Here is a 19228-nt window from a genome sequence, read left to right on the forward strand (position 1 = left end):
TGACAGCTCAATCACAGGTTCGTCCATCACCCGTCGATCGTATCGACCGGCCAGCAGAGAGGGTGCTGAGAGATCGTTCACGGAAGTGCGGACAGAACCAGGTTCAGGGAGCCTCATCACTCGGCAGGCACAGGCCCGATGGCCGCCGGCGCTGGGGCGGAAGAGGACTCGCGCAGCCTCCCTTGGGTGGAACGATCACGGTGTGACTGGTGTGATCACGGCGTCGGAGCCGTCCTGGATAGCCCCGTTCTCAGGGCTGAGCCCTCGCGCCTTCGGGAAGCTGGTGACCGTGCTGCGACGTGAGGGGGCGGATGTGGTCCGCAAGGGCCGGCCGTGGAGTCTTCCGCTGGAGGACCGGGCTCTGCTGGTGGCCGCGTACTGGCGCACGAACCTGACCATGCGGCAGCTCGCTCCGCTTTTCGGGGTGTCGAAGTCGGCGGCGGACCGGATCATCGACCATCTCGGGCCGATGTTCGCGCTCCAGCCCTGCAAGCGGTTCGCCAAGGACGCCGTGCTCATTGTGGATGGGACCTTGGTTCCCACCCGGGACCACACCATCGCCGAGCGGTCGAAGAACTACCGGTACTCAACCAACCACCAGGTCGTCATCGACGCCGACACCCGGCGCGTCGTCGTGGTCGGTCGACCGCTGGCCGGGAACCGCAACGACTGCAGGGCGTGGGAGGAGTCCGGCGCGAAGGCCGCCGTCGGCAACACCCTCGTGATCGCCGACGGCGGATACCCGGGCACCGGACTCGTCATCCCGCATCGCCGAGAGCGTGGCCAGACCGAACTGCCGGACTGGAAAGAAGAGCACAACCGGTCCCACAAGCAGGTCCGGGCCCGGGTCGAGCACGTCTTCGCCCGCATGAAGACCTGGAAGATCCTCCGCGACTGCCGCCTCAAGGGAGACGGTGTCCATCACGCGATGCTCGGCATCGCCCGGATGCACAACCTCGCTCTCGCCGGATAGGCCAACGGGCTTCACCGTGATCAGCCATTCCCGAGATGACCCGAAGATCATTTACGGGACAGCCCTTAGGTGTATTGACCCGCGGGGTTGTTGACGCTGCTGATGGGCGGGTGTCCGTTGAGTGCGGTGTGGCTGCGGTGGTGGTTGTAGGTGTGGAGGAAGTCTGTCAGGGCTTCGGTCCGCTCGGTGTTGGAGGTGTAGGGCCGCTGGTAGGCCCATTCGTCGAGCAGGGTGCGGTTGTAGCGTTCGGCCTTGCCATTGGTCTACGGCCGGTAGGGCCGGGTGAGCTTGCCTGTCGCGCCGAAGTCGGCCAGGACGGTCTTCCAGGCCAGGCCTTTGCGGTAGGCCCAGGCGTCGTCGGTCAGGACCCGTTCGATGCGGGTGATGCCGTGGCTGTGGAAGAACGCGGCCGCGCGGCTGAGGAAGGCCGCGCAGGTCGCGACCTTCTCGTCGGGGTGGATCTCGCTGTAGGCGAGGCGGGAGTGGTTGTCGACGGCGGAGTGGACGTAGTCGAAGCCCATGCCTCGGATCGGTCTGCCGGCCTGGCGGCCGTTGGTCTTGTGGCCGCCGCCGTCGGGGATCCGGCCGAGCTTCTTCACGTCCACGTGGATGAGTTCGCCGGGGCGGGTCGCGTTCGTAGCGGCGGATCATGACTCCGGTCGGCCGGTCCAGCCAGGCCGGCCGGTTCTGCCGGTGGCGGGTCAGGATCCGGTGGACGGTCGAGGTGGGCGGTCCCAGGATCGGGCCGATCCGGGCCGGCCCGAGTTTGCGGGCCTGGCGCAGGTCACAGACCCGGGTCTCGACGGCCGCCGGGGTCCGGTGCGGGGTCCTGCGCGGCCGACTGGATCGGTCGGCCAGACCCGCATCGCCTTCGGTCTTCCAACGGCGGACCCATTTGTGGGCCGTGGGCCGAGATATCCCCATCTCCGCGGCGACATGCGCGACCGGGCGGCCGGAACGGACACGTTCGACCAGCAGCCGCCTGCCGTGAATGGTCAGCCGGGCATTACGGTGGGACGCGAAGACCTCCGTGCGGTGTAGTCCTAGACACCTCCACCACACCGGAGGTCTTCGCCTGATCAAGACCCGGCACTGTTAACAACGCTCGTGGTCAATACACCTAGTCCGTGGTGATGGCGGAGCTGATGAGCCTGCTTGCACCCGGTGTCGTGTCTTGGGTCTTCTCGGTGGCGATGGCGGAAGCGGAGAGGAGCGTGGCTGTGGCGAGGCTGCCCCACAGGGCGGCCGGTCCGTGGGGTGCGAGAGTGGTGATGACTGCCGGGGAGACGGCGAGGCCGAAGCCTGTGGAGAGCTGGAAGCGCGCGAGGGTGCGTCCCAGGACATGGGTCGGGGCGAGGGCGGTGATGAGGGCGGTGGCGCTGCCGGCGTAGAGGATTTCGCCGAGGGTGCAGGCCAGGGACACCATGGCGATGGCCGGGGCGCTCCAGCCGCGTCCCAGTGAGGTGGCCGCCAGGAAGCCGAGGTAGGAGGCGGTGAGTACCATGCCGGCGAGAGCCAGCACGGTCCGCCGGGAGAAGCGGGACATGAGGACGGTGGGGGGAACCTGCAGGGTGACCACCAGCACCGTGTTGGCCACGAAGATGGCTGCCGACCACATCGGGGATGCGTGCAACTGGGTCACCAGGACCAGAGGGAGCGCGATTTCGGGGACGTTGAGGCAGAAGGCGTAGACCACGTTGGCGGCGAGCAGCGTGCGTATCTGGGGTGGCGGCCCGTCGTTCTTGCCTTTGTCCGGGATAGCGGCCGGATGCGTGTGCACGTGGACTGACCACGTCAATGCCGCCGCAGTGAGATAGGCGAGAGCGGTGACGGCTGCCAGTGCCTGCAATGCGGTGGTGCCGCCCGCCAGGCATGCGGTGGCGAGGAGGGCGCCCGCGCCCAGGCCGGCGTTGCGCAGGGCGCGGCCTGCCGCGAGAGCGGCGTCGCGTTCGCGGCCGTGGGCGACCGTGGCCACGAGGGCTGCGTGGGCGGCCGGCCATGCCTGGTTGCCGATGCCGAGGAACAGCGCCGCCGTCGCGAACAGCCAGACGTGCCCTGTCGGGGTGACCGGCAGCAGCCCCACGCCCAGCACCCGCACCAGCATCGACGCCGCCACTACCGTGCTGCGTGCACCCCGGTCCAGCCACCGGCCCACCGCGGGCATGCACACCAGACCGACAACGACACCGGCCGTCATGGCAATGCCGGCGGCGGGTGCGGACAGCTTCAGCACGGTCACCCCGTAGAGCAGCAGAAAGGGCCGCAGCAGGCCGGTGCCGAGCGCGTCCACGGCCAGGGCGACGGCATAGCGGGGCCCTCCGGAGGCACGGACGAGGGCGCGAGGCCGGATCTTGGTGGTGGTTGCCATGGCGTCAACGGTGCGTTGGGCCGCCGGGCCGGCCACGCCGGTTGACGACCATCGTCAATCGATGCCGTCGCCGGCCATCGGACCGGTGATGATGAGGGGGTGACGTTGAGGATCGACATCAGCGGCCTGCCGTCCGAGCGATTGCGGTTCGCCGCCTCCCCGCTGGCCGAGCTGACCGCGATGCTGCACGTGCTGGCCGAACCCGGGCATCATCCGCGACTCGCCGGCTGGGCCGGGGACGTCTGGGCCACGCTGCGGCCGGAGCTGGCCGAGCGGCTGCGGGAGGCGGAGTTCCTCTGGCGTTCCTCACGAGCCGATTTCCTGGTCCCCGCCCGGCCCCGGTCGACCCTCGCCGAGGAGTTGGACGACGTGGACCGGATCGACGACGAAATGTACGTGAGTTCCGCGCTCACTACCACGTGCGGCAGCAACCGGGTCCACTTCGCCACGCCATCGCCGCTCACCGACGCGACGGCGCGCGAGCGGGCCCTGGACCTCGCCCAGGCCCGCGGCCCGCTGCAAGAGACCTTCGCGGAACGGCTGCTCGAAGACCCGGCCGGCGTACGGGCACGGGTGCGCCGCACCCTCGAGCAGTGCGCCGATGCCTTCTTCGACGCGGCCTGGAGGAGCGTCGCCGTGCAACTGGCCACCGACCAGCGTCTGAAGAACGATCTGCTGAAGCGCCAGGGCATCGGGGCGGCACTCGCCTCGGTCTCTGGCGCGCTCGCCCTGGCACCGGACGGCGACTGCATCATCGTGGACAAGCTGCAGGACAAGGCGACCGCCGCCCACGGCGCCGGGGTCACCTTCATCCCCAGCGTCTTCGGTCGGCCGCACCTGGTGGCGGTCCACGCGCCCGGGTGGCAGCCGGTGGTGCAGTACCCCGTGGCCGAGCCGAGTCCATCAGAGCCGGTGTCGCTGGAAACCGTCACGCTGCGGCTGGAGGCGCTCGCCCATCCGGTACGGCTGCGGCTGCTGCGTACCTTGGCCCGCGGCCCGCACACCACCGGCGAGCTGGCCCACGCCTGGGAACTTTCACCCCCGGAGGTATCCCGCCACCTCGCCGTCCTGCGCCGCGCCGGGCTGCTCACGGCCCGGCGGCGTGGCCGCTACGTCCACTACACCCTCGACCTGTCCGCGATGACGACGCTGGGGACGAACCTGCTGTCGGCCGTGCTGCGCTGAGCGCCTTCGGTACTCGGTGGTTTCGCCTGCCGGCGGGCGGGCGACCTCCGGCTTCGTAGCCCCGTCCGCCACTGGTTCGTCGGCACACCCGGGCGCCGACTCGTCGCGAGCTCGCCGCCCGCGCATCCGCGGTTTGGGAGTTGATACCTGAAGTCGCGCCGGCGTGCCTGTCTGACACGGCTGCGGCCGATCGCCTCCGCCCTGCTGTGAAACGTGATTGGCGAGCCACGCGAGCACGGCCTCGAGGGTTGCCACCGACGTGGACCGGGTTCTACGCCGCCGTGACCTCAAGCCTTTCAAGCAGACGGCGATGCCTTCGTTGCGGGTGGCGGTCGCATCGTGTATCCGCCCTGGTCGCAGGGCATCGGTCCAGAGCGTGCGGCCCTGGTGGTCGGCGACGATGGTGGCCTTCATGCTGTTCTGCTTCTTCTTGCCCGAGACGAACGCCAGGCGTCCGCCATGTGCCTTGTGACGACGGCCCTCGACCACGGCTGCCACGGGCCGGCCAACTCCTCCGCCAAACAAGCCCGATGCTGCTGGGAGATATCGGTGAAGAGCTGACGCGCGAGGATTCTCCGGTTGGTCGTGATCACCACGGGCTGGATCATCCCACCCTCGCGCGATCACCCCTCAACCGCAATCACGCACCAGCTCGCAACTGGTCGTTTCGGAGTGAGGTCCGCGGGCGGCGGAAGCACATGAGGCTGCAGGCCAGTTCGAGCACGCCTTGGTCGAGACCGGCGCGTCGACGAGCATGTCCACCGCGATGGCGAGCGCAGCATCGGGCACCCGGCACCCGGCACCTGGCACCCGGCTCCCGGCACGCGCACGAGGACGTGCAGCATTGATCTGATGAATCGTCAACTTGCGCTGTACTATGTCTACTTCGCGTAACCAGTGCGGGGGGATGGTACGGCATGACGTTCAATCAGGAGTGGTCCGGCCTCATGTCCGAGGCGAAGGGGCGGCAATCGGTCGGGATGCGGCTCAATGCGGGGGAGACTCCTCCCGGCACCCCTGGGTCCGGTTCGCCCTTCGACTTAGTGGTCACCCAGGACGACCTGGGCGCGGTCGGCAACCAGGCCTTCCTGCTGCACGCCGAGCTGCGGAGGAAGGCCGACATTGCCGGCGCGGGCCGTAACACCAGCGGAGCCGGCTCGACCGCCCAGGCGGCGCAGGAGCTGTCGGCGCACAACATGGCCATGGGAGACGAGCTATCCACGACGCTCTCCGTCTGGGACTCGCAGGTCAAGACCGTCCTGCAGATGTGCGCCCATATCTCCAACCACCTGAACTACTCCCAGAAGACCCACGCGAAGAACGACGAATTGATCGAGGCGTCCTTGCGTGGCCGTGACGGCTCTGCGATGCCAGTGTCCGAGCTCTCCAAGTACATGTCGTAGGGCGAGCGGGCAGAAGGGGCGCAGCAGCGGTGTTCACATACAGGGATCTCGTCGAGTTGGATCTCGGCAAACTCGGCACGGCCGTCGCCGGCTGGAAGACCATGGCCGACGAACTCGACAAACTGCGGACCGAGGTCTACGACGGCTTGGTGCAGATGTCCGACTCGGCCGAGTGGGAAGGTGTCAACGCCACGGTCACCAAGGATTTCGTGCGTGGGACCGCCAAGGAATTCCTCGATCTGCACGCGGAGGCACAGAGCATCCACCGGGTGCTGGAGGACGCGCATGCCGAGCTGACGCACATTCAGAAGCAGGTCGTGTCGCTGGCCGAACAAGCCAAGGGCGGAGACGGGACTGGGGGCGCCCCTCCCGCGCCCCTGATGGTGTCCGTCGGGGTCGGCGGCGTCGTGCGGGTGACAGAGTTGCGATGCACGCCGGAACCGGCCTCACAGCGCACCAAAGACTTGATGCAGTGGTACGCCGACACGATCACCGGCCTGGTGGCCCACGCCGCGGAGATCGACGGCGCCGCCGCTCGCGCTCTCAAGGCAAGTCACGGAGGCGACCCGCTCAACGCCGGCCACGCCACGTACACCTCCCTTGACGAGGACCAACTGCCGCGCGCCATGGATCTGGCCTCGCGGGGCGGGAAGGCTACCAACCCGCAGAGGGGCGAGCTGCGGCGGCTTTGGGAGTCGCTGAGCCCGACCGCGCGGGGCGAGCTGTGGATGGCGCGCAAGAACGAACTGCTGGCGGCGGGTCTCCTCGACCCCACAGTCAAGCGAGCTGCGCCGGACGCCGGATCGGGGCCCTACGACGTCAAGTCGCCGAGCCTGAAGGACCGGTGGACGAGGGAGAAGATGAAGATGATCGTCGAGGGCGCCGACTTCGGAGGTCTCGACGATGCCTCCCGCCATATGGCGCACTATCTGGGCAACGACGGCGATCCCCTGAAGCTGCCCGTGGACAAGATGATGTCCGACGACAAAGACTTCAGGACCCATATCGACAATGCGGTCAAGGAAGAGCTGCCCGCGTGGCGTGAGCAGGCGCTGGAAGAATTCCGCAGGAACGGCGGACAGCCGGTCGCCATTCCAGTGGAGACCGATAACCGCGACTTCAGCTTTGATAAGGACACGGACAAGAATTGGTTCTATGCGGTCGGGTCGACGAGGTCCAACGTGACCGGGGTGGTGACGGTGACGCCGGATGCCAACGGTCAGCCCTCGGTCCGTCTCGACTACCAGGCCAACGTGTGGGACCGCTACAACTGGGACAAGGACAAGGGCGTCACAATAGTCGGGATGGGGGTCCCGGACGGGGAGCTGGCGAAAATGCACACCACGGGCCTCGCCCGGGAGTTCGACATGTCGGGCAGCAGCTCGGTCAAGCAGTACGACCTGGGCGGTTCCACTCCGAGCGGGCAACCGCTCCCCGCCCCGGACGAACCTGGCCGGGAAGGCACGCGCACGGACCCGGAACGGGAACAGCAGGGAGTCCGCGACGACGGCGGACACCGCTGAAGCGTTCTCCAACGAGCCCCACCACCCGACTGCAGCCGGCGGCACATTCGCATCCGAATCCGCACGCATCAGGAGTAGTCAGTGCGCCGCCCAGTCGCTGTCCTCACAGGCGTAGTCCTCACCGTGGCCGCAGCGGCCGTTGCCGCTGCGCTCGTCGTGCAGGACGCAGTTTCCGACCACGTGAACCAAGAGGAAGGCTGCTGGTGGTCGAGCGGTGTCACGCCTGCCTGGATGTGCGAACAGATCGGCATCGGGGTCCCGGCGGAGGCCTCGGACCGGCGTGCCGGGTACAGGACCGGCGAGCGCTACGACGTCGGACTTCTCGCTTTCACCCTGCCCACCAAGGACGCCGATGCCTATCTGCTGCCGTCGAGGCCGGAGGAAACCGAGATGATCCCGAACCTGCACCCCCAGCAGAAGGGTTACCTTTTCGCGCAACCACTCGAGTCAGTTCGTACGCGTGTCTACATCAGGTCAACGATCGAGCCAGGTGTGACGCCTCCGCCGGCTGTGCCGACGAAGTAGGGGCGGACGGCCCTACGACGGGGTCGATCGCCATGGCCGATCGTGCTCAGCGCCGAGAGCACGATCGGCCACGGCACGGGCCGCACACGGTGGCCGACCTGGTCGGACGGCTGGGGGATGACAGCTCGGATCCCGCATCGGCGGAGGTGGTTCCGGATCGCGCGGGATGAGCGCGACGAGAAGCTGAACGCGACAGGGCAGCCTGCGTCCGGAGCCGTGCACCTCAAGCGGCCTGGCCATCGATGGTCAGGCCCCCGCAGCCGCCTGCAAGCCTTCCTCGTGGGTCCAACCTTTCACCGTGGGCGTCTCCCGCTGGGCACCCGATGTTCCCGGCGAGCTACCACTGGCAGTGCACGTGAGTGTCGTGGTCCTTGTCGCCAGGCCCGAGGACCAGGGTGGCACCGAGGCTGCGGCATGCCTTCATGAGCCCGCGGTGATCAGCCCTCTTGCCTACATGACGGCCGTTGATCCAGGCCACGTCGACTGCGCGGCCCGCATAGTGCTTGGAGGTGCGGCTGTGCCTTCCTCCGACGAGCTCGGAAATCTCGATCTTGTAGTGGTACTTGGTGTTGAGCTTCAGGATGCCGTTGAGCATCCGCTTGTCGAGTGCGACCCGCGCGCCCTTCTTGTGGCCCCAGGGGCTGGTCTTGGCCCGGTGCTCGTTGGAGACGTCGACCAGGTTCTGCCGGGGGAGGGACGCCTTGTCGGTACCGCCCACGTGCGCCTTGGCGTAGGTGATGCCCTTGGTGTTCAAGATCGCACGGGCCAGCCGGGTCGGTTCGCTTGCGACCTTCGGAGCAGCGTGGTGACGGCCGGATTCTGCGTGCTTGCCGGGGGAGGGGTCGGCTGTCGCGGCCGGTCCGGCGGCGAGGGCGGTGGCCGAGGCCGTCGCGGCGACGCAAAGAGCGAGACGGTTCATCAGGGTCCTCGTTTCTTGGGCGATAGAACGATCAAGAGGAGAGCAGGTGGCCGGGCAGTCTCCGCCGGTCTGAGGGGTTTCCCACCCGATCGGGTACCTCGACGTCAATCGGGGGAGCGACACGCTCACCTCAAACCGGTGACTGGGAAAGGCCCACCCCGCCGTTCTCACGGGACCGGTACAAGAAGACCCGCGTATGGCCCTACCGCTCGGAGATCCAGATGATCTTGTGGGTGCTTGGGGCGGCACGGCAGCATGGGCGAGATCCCCAGCACTTCGTCGACGGGATTGCCGACCTGGATGTTCACACTGTGCGCACGAAGATCATCCGCGAGAACCCAGCGGTTGCAGTGGAAGACCTGGCGGTCAAGGGCCTCGCCCGCACCCGCATGGCCAAGTCCGTACACGACGCCGGATGGTCGGCGTTCACCGCGATGCTGGAATACAAGGCCGCCCTGCACGGCCGGGCCTTCCACCGCATCGGTCGGTTCGAGCCGACATCTCAGGTTTGCTCGGCCCGCGGCCTCAAGGACGGGCCCAAGCCCCTGTATATCCGAATATCCGATCGTGGATGTGCGGGGCCTGCGGGGCCGTCCTGGACCGGGACATCAATGCGGCGGTCGACGTCGCCAAGACCGCCGGACTGGCGTTATCAGCCCGCGGAGCGTGGGTAAGGCCGGGACTCGTCCCGGCACCGCGTGAACAAACAGGACCCCACCGAAGCCCCAGCCGGTGACCACCGGCAGGCAGGCGGGAATCTCCGTCCTTCAGGGCGGAGAGGATGTCAAGATCTCTCGTCCTCATCAGGCACCGCACGTGCCCGCGGCCAACAGTGCCCTTTGCGGGTGATCCCCGCGACGCGCTGAGCCGAGGGCCTGCGGCTCGCAGGAATCGGCTTGCGGCTCGGAGCCGGCTCCGTGCAGATTACTCTGCGCATCCGGCGGAAGGGTGGGGAACGGTGACTCCAGGCGAGCTGCGGGCAAACGGCGAGGGGAAAGGCGAGGATGAGATTCACGAGCGCTGGTTGCGGCTGCTCAACCGCTCCACCGGGGACCGCGGCTACCGGGATGAGTGGTTCGATGAGCAGTGCGGAGGATGCAGGTTCTGGATCGCGTTGAGCGGCGAGCTGGGTCTGGACTGGGGGGTGTGCATCCGCGCCGGCTCGCCGTTCGACGGGCAGGTGCGTTTCGAGCACGACGGCTGCGAACGCTTTGTCGCCCGAGCCGACGGGACCTTCGGCTGAAGACGTTTCGGAGTCGCCGTTTCGCAGGGTTGCCGCGGACTCCGCAGCGCCCCTCGCACCTTGACTCGGAACTCGCAGGGTCCACCTTGTCGTGCGCAGAGTTGAGGTCAGTGCCGCGCAGGGTTCTGTGAGTGCCTCGGCGAGGCCTCAGGCCCGGGTCCGGTGCAGAATTCCCGGATGGTCCGTCGCCGCTGCCGGATGGGACGGAGCTCCTTGCCAGCCGCGCGTTGCTGGTTGTGCGCGTCGCACAGCTTGTTGGACCGCCTCCGCGCAAGCATCCGTGACCTCATAGCAGCTTGGCCACCAGCCTCTTCACTGTTTCGTCCGTCTGCCTGGGCCGCACACGCTGTTCCACTACGCCTCGTACGAAGGACGGCAGAACAGGCATGAGTGCACCCGGAATAGCGGTGATCGGCGGAATCGACACCCATACGGACATGCACCAAGCCGCAGTGATCGACTCGGTCGGCCGCCACCTGGACACGCAGTCGTTCGAGACGACGGCGGCCGGCTCCGCACAGCTGCTGGTCTGGCTCCGTGCCCGGGGCGACGCCATCGCGGTCGGAATGGAGGACGCCGGAGCCTACGGCGCTTAGCTTGCCCGGTTCCTGACTGCGAACGGCATCACGGCCGTCGAGGTCGACCGCCCGGACCGCAGAGCCAGGCGGGCCCACGGAAGTCTGATCCGGTCGATGCCTGTGCTGCGGCTACTGCCGTCCTCTCCGGCCGCGCGAGTGGAACGCCAAAGAGCCGCAACGGGATCGTGGAAGCCATCCGCGCGCTGCGCGAGGTACGCCAGAGCGCGGTCAACCTCGCACGCAGACCATCACCTGATCCGCTCTGTGACGGTCACCGCGCCTCTGACCTGCGGGAGAAGCTGCGGGAACTACCCACCGCCGTGCTCATCGCCACCCTCGCCCGGACCCGGCCCATCGGGGACTTTGGCCGACCCCGCCTTGGCGACCAAGACGGCCCTGCGCCGTCTCGCACGCCGCTACCGGTTCCTTCAGCAGGAGATCAAGGAGGCCGAGGCCGACCTCGCCCCTCTCGTGTCCCGGGTGGCTCCCCGCCTCGTCGCGCTGCCCGGAATGGGCATCGAGACGGCCGGACAGCTGCTGATCACCGCAGGCGACAACCCCACGGGCTCAGATCCGAAGCATCATTCGCGCACCTGTGCGCGGCCGCCCTGATCCGCGCTTCCCCAGGCCGCACCAACGGCCACCGCATCAACCGCGGCGGATACCGGCACGCCAACAGCGCTCTCTACACCATCGTTCGTCCTTTTCGCGTGCAATGCGACTCACGGGCCAGGGATTACGTCGCCAGGTGCACGGCCGAGGGCATGTCTGCCAAAGACGTCGTGAGCACGCCGGAGCCGGCCGCGGTCGCGTGCTCACGAGGACGGGTGGCCCTGGGGCTGGTGGTCCGACCGCTGGATCGGGACGGCTGTGGGCGGCGCGCTCGCCGCGCCCTCCCGGGGATCGGCGGCTACGTCCTGACCCGCGGGCACGGGTCGCCCAGGCCGGGTCCCCTCGGCGGCCTGGCGCCCCGCCCAGGCCGTCGGCTCCGTTTTCGGTGGAGGCTGTTGAGCGGTCCAGGATGCCGTATCCGCTGAGCGTCTGGTTGCGGTTGGTGTCGTGCTGTCGGAGTCAAGCTGGTCAGCCCGCTGTCCATGGGCGGAGTTTCTCGGGGTTGCGCACTGCCCAGATGTGCGTGATCCGGTCGTCCGTGACGTCGAACGCGTACACGGCCACGGTGACACCTTCGTGTTCGATCACCAGTCCGGCCCGGCCGTTGACCGTGCGCTCTAGGACCGTCAGGCCGCCGGACGTCAGGACGGCGAGGTTGGTGAGGTAGCGGGCGATCCCTTCGCCGCCCTCAATAGGGTGGAGCGCGGCGGCGACGACGCCGCCGCCGTCCGCCGTGAACTTTGCTCCGGGGGCGAGGAGTCCGACGAGGGCGTTGATGTCCTGCGTGTCCCACGCCTGCTTGAAGTCCCTGACCAGGAGCGCCTGGTGGGCTGCCGGGGCCGCAGGGGGCCGGGAGGTGCGGACGCGACGCCGGGCGGAGGAGGCCAGTTCGCGGCAGGCCGCCGGGGTGCGGCCGGTGATCCCGGCGATCTCGGCGAACGGGTATCCGAAGACATCGTGCAGGATGAGCGCGACGCGCTGATTCGGGGTCATGGATTCGAGGGCGACGAGAAATGCCATGCTCACCGACTCGTCGAGCGTGACCCGGTCGGCAGGGTCCGCAGGATCGGTCGCTGCGGTGCCTGAGCGCCCGCTGATCCAGTCGGTCCGCTCGGGCAGCGGCTCTGGGATCCATTCGCCCACGTAACGCTCGCGCCGGACCCGCGCCGAGCCGAGGAGGTCCAGACACACGCGGGTGGCGACCGTCGTCAGCCAGGCGCCGGGGGACTGGATGGCGTCCTGCTGCTGTCGGGACATGGCGTACCAGCGGGTGTAGGTCTCCTGGACGGCGTCCTCGGCCTCGGCCAGGGAACCGAGGAGCCGGTAGGCAAGAGCGATCAGCCGCCGCCGCTCGCTGATGATCGCGTCCAAGCCCGCGTCGGACTCGTCGTGCCGTGATTTCGCGTGATCGGTCATGGTTCCGGTGGCTCCCTGGTCTCGGATCGTCCCTCGGCGGTCCGACGAGACAGCCCGTCCGATTGTCAGGTGTCGACTCTCCCTGACGTTCCGCGGTGTTGTGTCGTCGTACCGCTCAGAGACGCCACCGGCCCGGAGAACCCGGGTGGGACACCTCAGGAGACAGCGATGACAAGGATCGGAATACTCATCGGCAGTACCCGCCCCGGCCGCAAGGGCGACCAGGTCGCCCGGTGGGTCCACGAGCGGGCGGCCCGCCGCGGCGACGCCGCATTCGAGGTGATCGACCTGCTCGACCACCCGCTGCCGCATCTGGACGAGCCGCTGCCCGCGCTCGCTGGGCGGTACCAGCACGGGCACACCCGGACATGGGCTGACACCATTGCCCGCTTCGACGGATTCGTTATGGTCACCCCCGAGTACAACGCCTCCATCCCCGGCGTGCTCAAGAACGCGATCGACTACCTGTACGCGGAGTGGACCCACAAGGCCGTTGGGTTCGTCTCCTACGGCGCTGGCGGCGGCGCCCATGCGGCCCGGCAGCTGCGGGCGCTGTGTGAGCTCCTCCAGATGGGGGCAGTGACCCCGCAGGTCTCGCTGTCCCTGCACACCGACTTCGAGGACCACGCGACACTCAAGCCGGGCGCCCACCACGTCAGCGCCCTCGACACACTGCTGGATCATGTTGTCACCCAGAGCACGGAAGGAAGGACAGCCACTGCGACGCAGCGCGAGACGGACGAAGTCGCGATCCGACGCCACATCGGCGGAATCATCGACGCGATCCAGGCCAAGGACCTCGAGGGTCTGAGGCGGTTCTATTCGACGGATGTCGTGTCCTTCGACATCGATCCGCCGCTACAGCACGCGGGGATCGACGAGAAACTCAAGAACTGGGCGAACGTGTTCACGTTCTTCCAGGAGGTGACCTACGAGGTGCGTGACCTGATGCCCACGGTGGGCGAAGACGTGGCGTTCGCACACGGCTTCGGCCGCCTCGGCGGCACGCTGCCCGACGGGACGGCGGCGGGCGGCATGTGGGTCCGGGTCACCTTCTGCTTCCGGAAGATCGAAGGCGAATGGCTGATCACGCACGACCAGGTCTCCGTGCCGCTGGACATCCTGGGCGGCAAGGGGGTCGTCGACCTCGAACCGTAACGTTATCATCCTGCGTTGCTTCAGTGGCCGGGGAGTCCAGGACGCTATCGCGGACATGGGTGGGGGGCCTTGCCCTCAGGACCGGGCCTTGTTCGCGGCCATCCGTCAAAGACCGTCGAAGGCTTGCTGCGACGGGCATCGCTGGTAGACGAAGCCTCTGCCCCAGCTTGGACATCCCCACCACTGCCTGCGAAGCCGGGTTCCCTTCGACGGGTCCATTGCTTTCCACAGCCCGCGACAACCTGATGTGACCCGTCGGAGGCGCTGCCCGCGTCCGAGGGAAGGGCATGGTCAGCGGGGATCCCACTCGCTGAGGATTTGTGTTGCAGGCCCTCCGAAGCGCACGGGAACTATCCCTGGGCGAAGCGCGAACGCAGGCGACGGAACTCGCCCATACCGGTCTCACCGGCACGCTCGTAGAGATGGAGATCCTGGCGGCGCACCCTTCGGAGACGAGCCATCGCGGCGAGCCTTGAACCAGCGGCTTGACCGCGTCTGGAACAGCACTTGCTGCGGCATGGCTCCGGGATTGGTCTTCTCCCGCAGCAGTTGTGGGAATGAGCAACGCGACACAGAGGGGCTCAGCCGCCTGGACCGCTCGCACGTCCGGGAGAGGCGGCCTCGGCCCTTGGTCTCGATGGTGGGTCGTCGGTGGCGGACGCTGCGAGGAACGCCACGTCCTGGCCGCACTGCCGAAGGAACGGTGATGCCGGCGGGCCCGGCCTCCATGCGGGCAGGGCCTGCGGAGTGCGCCTCGGGGGTGGGCCCGCTGCCCAGCGGCTCGTGCAGGGTCCAGACCTTCTTCAGGCACGCGAACAGACTCCAGGATGCGCTTTGAGCTTCCGTCTGAGCCCATGCCCCACTCAGAAGATCGAACCCGGGCGGAAGCCGCCCGAGGCTTTGACGAAGAACATCCTTCCGGCCAGGAGCCCAGTTGGGTCACGCAGCGTTCTGATTCAGGCCTCGGCCGCCCGGGCCGTGCCGCCACCTCACTAGCGTTCGTGACACCAGCGCGCCGTGCGGGTCTTGATCTTGTGTCGGAGCTGCGAGAGCTCGCAGGGAGCAGGAGGTCAGTGTGCGACGGGCTCCCGCCGCGAACTTGTCGAGTCAGACACAGAGGTGGGGATGGAGGGCCGGGCCGGCTCGTGCTGAGCGCGGTCCTCGGTCGGGCCTCGCGGGCGAGAGCCGCTCCAGGCGTCCACTGGAGCGGCTCGACCAGGCACCCCCGCCGGGACGCAGCCCGGCTCAAGGGGTGCTCCTCTGGTGGGGGGACCCCGTCTTGGAGCCGAATTGGAAACGCTCCGGTGCCACTCACCCGGACCCCGGACAACCTGCAGACTCCCAGTCGCCACCAATCTTGTTCCCGACGGCAGCGCCAAGACCTGGGGGAGTGCCTGTGTGACGTGATCGTCCTCGGCGCCGGCTCCTGACGGACCCGCGTTCGCACTCGTGGGCGGTGACGGGCGGGCGAAGGGGCGGTGTCGGAGCTGGGTGCTTGGCCGCGTTCAGGCGATGTCCAGGACCGCCTTGCCGTGGACGGTGCGGTCGAGGAGGGCGGTGACGGCTTCGGCGGCTTTGTCCCAGGTGGCGCGCCAGGTGATCTGAGGGCTCAGGTCGCCTTGGGAGACGAGGTCGGCGAGGAGGGTGAGGTCCGGACCGACGTTGGTGCAGCGGAGGAGGAAGAAGCTTGTGATCGACCGGTCGTGTGCCTCGGGGGCGCCGGAGAAGGCACCATATGGGAACTGCTCGGGGGTATCCGTGGCCCGGCCGACGGAGACGAGGGTGCCGTGTTCGGCCAGTCGCGCGTACGCCTTGATCAGTTGAAGGCCGCCGACCATGTCCACGACACCGTCGACGTGCGCGGTCAAGTCCTCTGGCCCGCCGACGACTTCGTGCGCGCCGAGGGCGCGCAGTCCGGCTCCGTGGGTGGCCGGGTCGCCGGTCGAGGCGATGACGTGTGCGCCGGCGCGGCGGGCGAGTTGCACCGCGTACCGGCCGACTCCGCCGGTGGCGCCGGTGATCAGGACGCGGCGTCCGAGGAGGGGGCCCAGGCGCCGCAGGGCGCGCAGCGCGCTCGCACCGGCGACCGGAATGGTGGCGATCGTGCCGAGGTCTGCGCCGGCAGGAACTGTTCCGAGCCAGGCGGTGTCCACGGCCCGGAGCTCTGCCCAGGCGCCGTCCGAGGCGAGGGTGACGACCGGAGTGCCGATCGGCGGGCCGGACCCGTCCACAGCGGCGCGCTCGACCACGCCGGCCGCGTCCCATCCCGGCACTGACCCTTCAGGAGCCTCGGCCAGGACGTGCTTGGCCTCGCCGAAGTTGAGGGATGTGGCGTGGACGCGGACGAGCGCCTGATGGGGCGCCGGTTCCGGATCGGCGACATCGCCGAGTCGCAGGTTGCCGGGGCGGGAGCGGTCGACGAGGAGTGCGCGCATGGCAGCGGACCTTTCGTGAGATCAATTGTGCCACTCAGTGGCAAAAACCTATCAGGGGCGCTTGCTCCCTCGCTACACTCGACGCACGATGACTGCCACCCATGCCCCCGACCCGGGCCTCTCCCTGCGCGAACGCAAGAAACTGCGCACCCGTGAGGCGCTGATCGGCACCGCCCTCGACCTGTTCAGCGAACGCGGATTCGACGGCGCGACGTTGGACGACCTGTGCGAGGCGGTCGAGGTCTCCAAGCGCACCTTCTTCCGCAACTTCACGAGCAAGGAAGACGTGGTGATGGCGCCGACTCAGGACATGTGGATGGCGTTCACCGAAGAACTGGACCGCCGCGCCCCCGACGGTGGCACGCTCCTGGAGTTCCTGCAGGACGCCCTGCTTGCCGCGGTGGACCGCATGAACGACCAGGACTGGCCCACGCGGGTCCGACTCAGCCGTCGCCTCGCCGCCAGGACACCTTCGATGGACGCACACGGCCTGCACTTCTGTGACTGCACCATCCGCACATCCCTCGCCACGCTGCACCACAGGCTGGCCTTCGATGACCCTCGCGACCCGCGCCCCCGCCTGGCACTCGACCTCCTGGTCGCGGCCACCCGCTGCGCGATGGAGACCTGGGTCGACCTGCCGCGCGAACCGGGCCGCACAGCTTTCGCCGGCGAACTGCGCGCAGCCTTCGCCGCGATCCCAAGCACCGTGACACTGCCGGCCACACCGCGCGGGACCGCCCCGGGCGGGTCCGACTGACACGAGGGAACGCACTGCGCGAGCAGCAGGTATCGGCCGTCAGCTACGACACGAAGAGCGCCGAGCCCGATACTGCACGGTCTCGACCGGAGGCCTGCCCTCGGGCGCCATGGTCATCGACGGCGTCCCTGTCGACACGCCGTCGATCGGACCCAACTGCGACAATGCCTCATGGACCGACCAAGGCACCTTCACCGTCGACTTGGGCAACGGTGAGACGGACTGCCCGCTCTGCGGCACCAACTGGCCCCGCCCGCAGTCTGGAACAGCGCATCCACTGAATCGACTTCACGTCGCCGTGTTTCCGCTCCGTCTCACCCAGCATCCTGCATACAGAACCAAACGGCTTATCGGTCCATCCGGTAAGGGGGCATGTGCGGCCCTACCGAATGCTGCCCGTAGGCCCCCCGCCGGCACTGCCGGGCACCCCGGCAGCGGACGAGCGTCAGATGTGCCTGGACTGTCCTGCAGCCCAGGCGTAGCCCAGCTCGGCGAGGGCGGCGAGCTGGTCAGCGTTCAGCCGGTATCGCCTCGCCTTCTGGTTACTCAGAAACACATCCGGCTTGATCGAAGAACCGTCGGGCAACACCTCCACGTGCGCTCTTCCGACGACGGTTCTGCCTTCCCGCGGGATGTACTGGGCGAGGGCTGTCAACCAGCTCGAGTGCCGGACCTCCCTGCAGGCCGCCTTCGACGCCGACCGCGCCCCGCTCCCCGAGGAGACCGGGGGTTCCTGTGCCTGGGTACAGCCACAGGATTCCTGCGGTGCCGCGGGCCACGGCGTCGGTCTTGCCGTCGTCGGGGAGGTCTCCTGCATCTCCGGCAAGAAGAAGCAGAACGCCGTCAAGTCCATGGTCTTCACAGAATCCTGTTCTGCAGTCCAGCCCAGCCGGTGAGCTGTGTCGACATTACCCGCGTCCGCCAGTCAGGCCTGGTCAAGCACCTGGCCGACGGCCCCCTTCGTGGAGATCCTCGCTGAGGCCGGCTACCAGAGCCTGGGAGCCCAGACCGGCGGCCAAGTGGTGACACCACCGCACCGCATATGCACGAAGAACCCGCCGGACTGGTAGGAGGAAGTCCACGAACGCCAGCGCAAGGCACACTCCTCACGCCGCATCCGCGTCGAGCACGGCATCGCACACCTCAAGAGCTGGAGAGCACCCGCCCACCACTACGGCCGCCGCGAACATGTGAGCGACACAATCCAGGCCGTCGCCGGACTCCTCTCGCACCAGCAGACTGCCACCCCAGGCCCGGCCAACCGCAATGACCACCCGGCCGACCTGCCCTTTCGACGTGCCACCGCCAACCATGCACGAGCTCGTTAGAACACGTCCTTCGCGCCCTTGCCGGGGACCATGTCTGCGGCCCTCGGCTTGAAGGGGGCTCGCCAGTCGCCTGTGCCCCAGTACACATAGCCGTTCGTGAAAGACGGGGCGGTGAGGATGTCCACGTTCCCCGGGGGGTAGGCGATCAGGTCCCCGTGGCCGTCGTAGTTGAGGTCTCCGATGCTGACGATCCGGGTGTATTCGTTCCAGCCGCCGCCGAGCTTCACGCGCGGGGCGAAGGTGCCGTCTCCGTTGCCGAGGTACATCCAGAGCACGCCTGCGGTGTTCTCCCAGCTGAGGTCGTCATGCTTCGGGTAGTACAGACTGCTCTGCAGGTGCACGTCTCCGTACTGGCTCATCATCAGCAGGTCGGGCGATCCGTCGTCGGTGAGGTCGTGCGGATGTGGCTTGCGCGTGATGGTGCTCTTGCCGCTCAACGTCGTGCCCCAGCCCACGCCGTCGACGGGTGAGACGGTCGCGGTCCACTCGACGGGGCCGTTGCGCATGAGCCCGTGTGACGACGACGGCTCGCCGTTGCTGTCCTGGCGATGGCCGTCCCAGTGGAGCGTGACCGAACCGGGACCGCGCCCGCTGTCCAGGACGGATGCCTCGCCCCGCCAGTCGTAGCGGTAGTAGGCACCGGCGTACTTGATCTCGAAGTAGACGCGCGCGCCCTTCCGGTTCGTGGAGAACGTGAGGGGGGCGATGCCGCCGTTCTTGTCGAAGTCGATGGTGTCCGTGATGTTGTGTCCCGTCACCGCGAACCGGGTCGTCTCGCCGGTTGTGGCGACGAGACGGCGAT

At 68.1% G+C, this 19228-nt stretch carries 17 protein-coding genes and 3 pseudogenes; 11 read left to right on the forward strand and 9 right to left on the reverse strand.

The features are described from left to right. The first annotated feature begins 202 nt into the window (after nucleotides 1–202). Nucleotides 203–973 (forward strand): IS5/IS1182 family transposase, encoded by a 771-nt coding sequence (locus IF00_RS0139355; RefSeq protein ID WP_030326767.1) that lies wholly within the window; start codon nucleotides 203–205, stop codon nucleotides 971–973. Between the two features lie 65 nt (nucleotides 974–1038). On the opposite strand, the pseudogene IF00_RS42095 reads toward IF00_RS0139355, so the two are convergent. Beyond that, nucleotides 1039–2035, reverse strand: a pseudogene (locus IF00_RS42095) (IS481 family transposase). Nucleotides 2036–2093: 58 nt separating this feature from the next. Beyond that, the gene (locus IF00_RS0139365) at nucleotides 2094–3341 is read right to left on the reverse strand and encodes an MFS transporter (protein WP_037640300.1); all 1248 of its coding nucleotides are present in this window, start codon (nucleotides 3339–3341) and stop codon (nucleotides 2094–2096) included. A gap of 99 nt (nucleotides 3342–3440) precedes the next feature. On the opposite strand from IF00_RS0139365, the gene IF00_RS0139370 reads away from it, so the two are divergent. Continuing rightward, nucleotides 3441–4526 (forward strand): DUF5937 family protein, encoded by a 1086-nt coding sequence (locus tag IF00_RS0139370; protein ID WP_030326772.1) that lies wholly within the window; start codon nucleotides 3441–3443, stop codon nucleotides 4524–4526. 294 nt (nucleotides 4527–4820) lie between these two features. Here IF00_RS0139370 and IF00_RS48175 read toward each other — a convergent pair. Beyond that, nucleotides 4821–5003 (reverse strand): annotated as a pseudogene (locus IF00_RS48175) (transposase family protein); the annotation flags it as partial. A 440-nt stretch (nucleotides 5004–5443) separates the two neighbouring features. Between IF00_RS48175 and IF00_RS0139375 the strand changes: the two are divergent. The 3 genes from IF00_RS0139375 to IF00_RS0139385 all read left to right on the forward strand — a co-directional run bounded on the left by IF00_RS0139375 (nucleotide 5444) and on the right by IF00_RS0139385 (nucleotide 7977). Continuing rightward, nucleotides 5444–5929: a hypothetical protein gene (locus tag IF00_RS0139375; protein WP_030326773.1), complete on the forward strand. Its 486-nt coding sequence runs from the start codon at nucleotides 5444–5446 to the stop codon at nucleotides 5927–5929. A gap of 29 nt (nucleotides 5930–5958) precedes the next feature. Next, on the forward strand, nucleotides 5959–7452 hold the full coding sequence (locus IF00_RS0139380) for a hypothetical protein (RefSeq protein WP_030326774.1): 1494 nt from the start codon (nucleotides 5959–5961) through the stop codon (nucleotides 7450–7452). A 123-nt stretch (nucleotides 7453–7575) separates the two neighbouring features. After that, nucleotides 7576–7977, forward strand: a complete 402-nt coding sequence (locus tag IF00_RS0139385; RefSeq protein ID WP_078945054.1) for a hypothetical protein — start codon at nucleotides 7576–7578, stop codon at nucleotides 7975–7977. Between the two features lie 80 nt (nucleotides 7978–8057). Here the strand turns inward: IF00_RS0139385 and IF00_RS48180 are convergent. Next, a pseudogene (locus tag IF00_RS48180) lies at nucleotides 8058–8210 on the reverse strand (IS5/IS1182 family transposase); the annotation flags it as partial. A 104-nt stretch (nucleotides 8211–8314) separates the two neighbouring features. After that, nucleotides 8315–8896, reverse strand: a complete 582-nt coding sequence (locus IF00_RS0139390) for a hypothetical protein (protein WP_030326778.1) — start codon at nucleotides 8894–8896, stop codon at nucleotides 8315–8317. 221 nt (nucleotides 8897–9117) lie between these two features. Between IF00_RS0139390 and IF00_RS42100 the strand changes: the two genes are divergently transcribed. The 4 genes from IF00_RS42100 to IF00_RS43070 all read left to right on the forward strand — a co-directional run bounded on the left by IF00_RS42100 (nucleotide 9118) and on the right by IF00_RS43070 (nucleotide 11329). Beyond that, nucleotides 9118–9570 carry a zinc ribbon domain-containing protein gene (locus IF00_RS42100; RefSeq protein ID WP_030326780.1) on the forward strand — a complete coding sequence of 151 codons (453 nt, stop codon included), beginning with the start codon at nucleotides 9118–9120 and terminating at the stop codon, nucleotides 9568–9570. 284 nt (nucleotides 9571–9854) lie between these two features. Continuing rightward, nucleotides 9855–10139, forward strand: a complete 285-nt coding sequence (locus IF00_RS47430; RefSeq protein ID WP_245234776.1) for a DUF3027 domain-containing protein — start codon at nucleotides 9855–9857, stop codon at nucleotides 10137–10139. 386 nt (nucleotides 10140–10525) lie between these two features. Next, complete coding sequence (locus IF00_RS43065) at nucleotides 10526–10735, forward strand: IS110 family transposase (protein ID WP_078945053.1); 210 nt, start codon at nucleotides 10526–10528, stop codon at nucleotides 10733–10735. A 360-nt stretch (nucleotides 10736–11095) separates the two neighbouring features. Then, a complete protein-coding gene (locus IF00_RS43070; RefSeq protein WP_051820879.1) occupies nucleotides 11096–11329 on the forward strand; it encodes a hypothetical protein in 234 nt (77 codons plus the stop codon). Between the two features lie 468 nt (nucleotides 11330–11797). Here IF00_RS43070 and sigJ read toward each other — a convergent pair whose 3' ends face one another. Continuing rightward, the gene (gene sigJ, locus IF00_RS0139410) at nucleotides 11798–12745 is read right to left on the reverse strand and encodes an RNA polymerase sigma factor SigJ (RefSeq protein ID WP_030326787.1); all 948 of its coding nucleotides are present in this window, start codon (nucleotides 12743–12745) and stop codon (nucleotides 11798–11800) included. Between the two features lie 168 nt (nucleotides 12746–12913). Here sigJ and IF00_RS47935 point away from each other — a divergent pair, with 168 nt between their 5' ends. Then, a complete protein-coding gene (locus IF00_RS47935; protein WP_030326788.1) occupies nucleotides 12914–13903 on the forward strand; it encodes an NAD(P)H-dependent oxidoreductase in 990 nt (329 codons plus the stop codon). 1505 nt (nucleotides 13904–15408) lie between these two features. Here the strand turns inward: IF00_RS47935 and IF00_RS0139425 are convergent. Next, nucleotides 15409–16338 (reverse strand): zinc-binding dehydrogenase, encoded by a 930-nt coding sequence (locus IF00_RS0139425; RefSeq protein WP_030326789.1) that lies wholly within the window; start codon nucleotides 16336–16338, stop codon nucleotides 15409–15411. Nucleotides 16339–16426: 88 nt separating this feature from the next. On the opposite strand from IF00_RS0139425, the gene IF00_RS0139430 reads away from it, so the two are divergent. After that, nucleotides 16427–17098 carry a TetR/AcrR family transcriptional regulator gene (locus IF00_RS0139430; RefSeq protein WP_030326791.1) on the forward strand — a complete coding sequence of 224 codons (672 nt, stop codon included), beginning with the start codon at nucleotides 16427–16429 and terminating at the stop codon, nucleotides 17096–17098. A gap of 445 nt (nucleotides 17099–17543) precedes the next feature. Here the strand turns inward: IF00_RS0139430 and IF00_RS46590 are convergent, their stop codons facing one another. Beyond that, nucleotides 17544–17960, reverse strand: a complete 417-nt coding sequence (locus IF00_RS46590) for a helicase (protein ID WP_209439849.1) — start codon at nucleotides 17958–17960, stop codon at nucleotides 17544–17546. 462 nt (nucleotides 17961–18422) lie between these two features. Beyond that, nucleotides 18423–19228: FG-GAP repeat domain-containing protein (locus tag IF00_RS0139450; RefSeq protein WP_030326799.1), on the reverse strand; the 806-nt coding region annotated here is incomplete at its 5' end.

Origin of the sequence: Streptomyces flavochromogenes, assembly GCF_000717595.1 — a bacterium.
GTDB classification, from domain to species: Bacteria; Actinomycetota; Actinomycetes; order Streptomycetales; family Streptomycetaceae; genus Streptomyces; species Streptomyces flavochromogenes.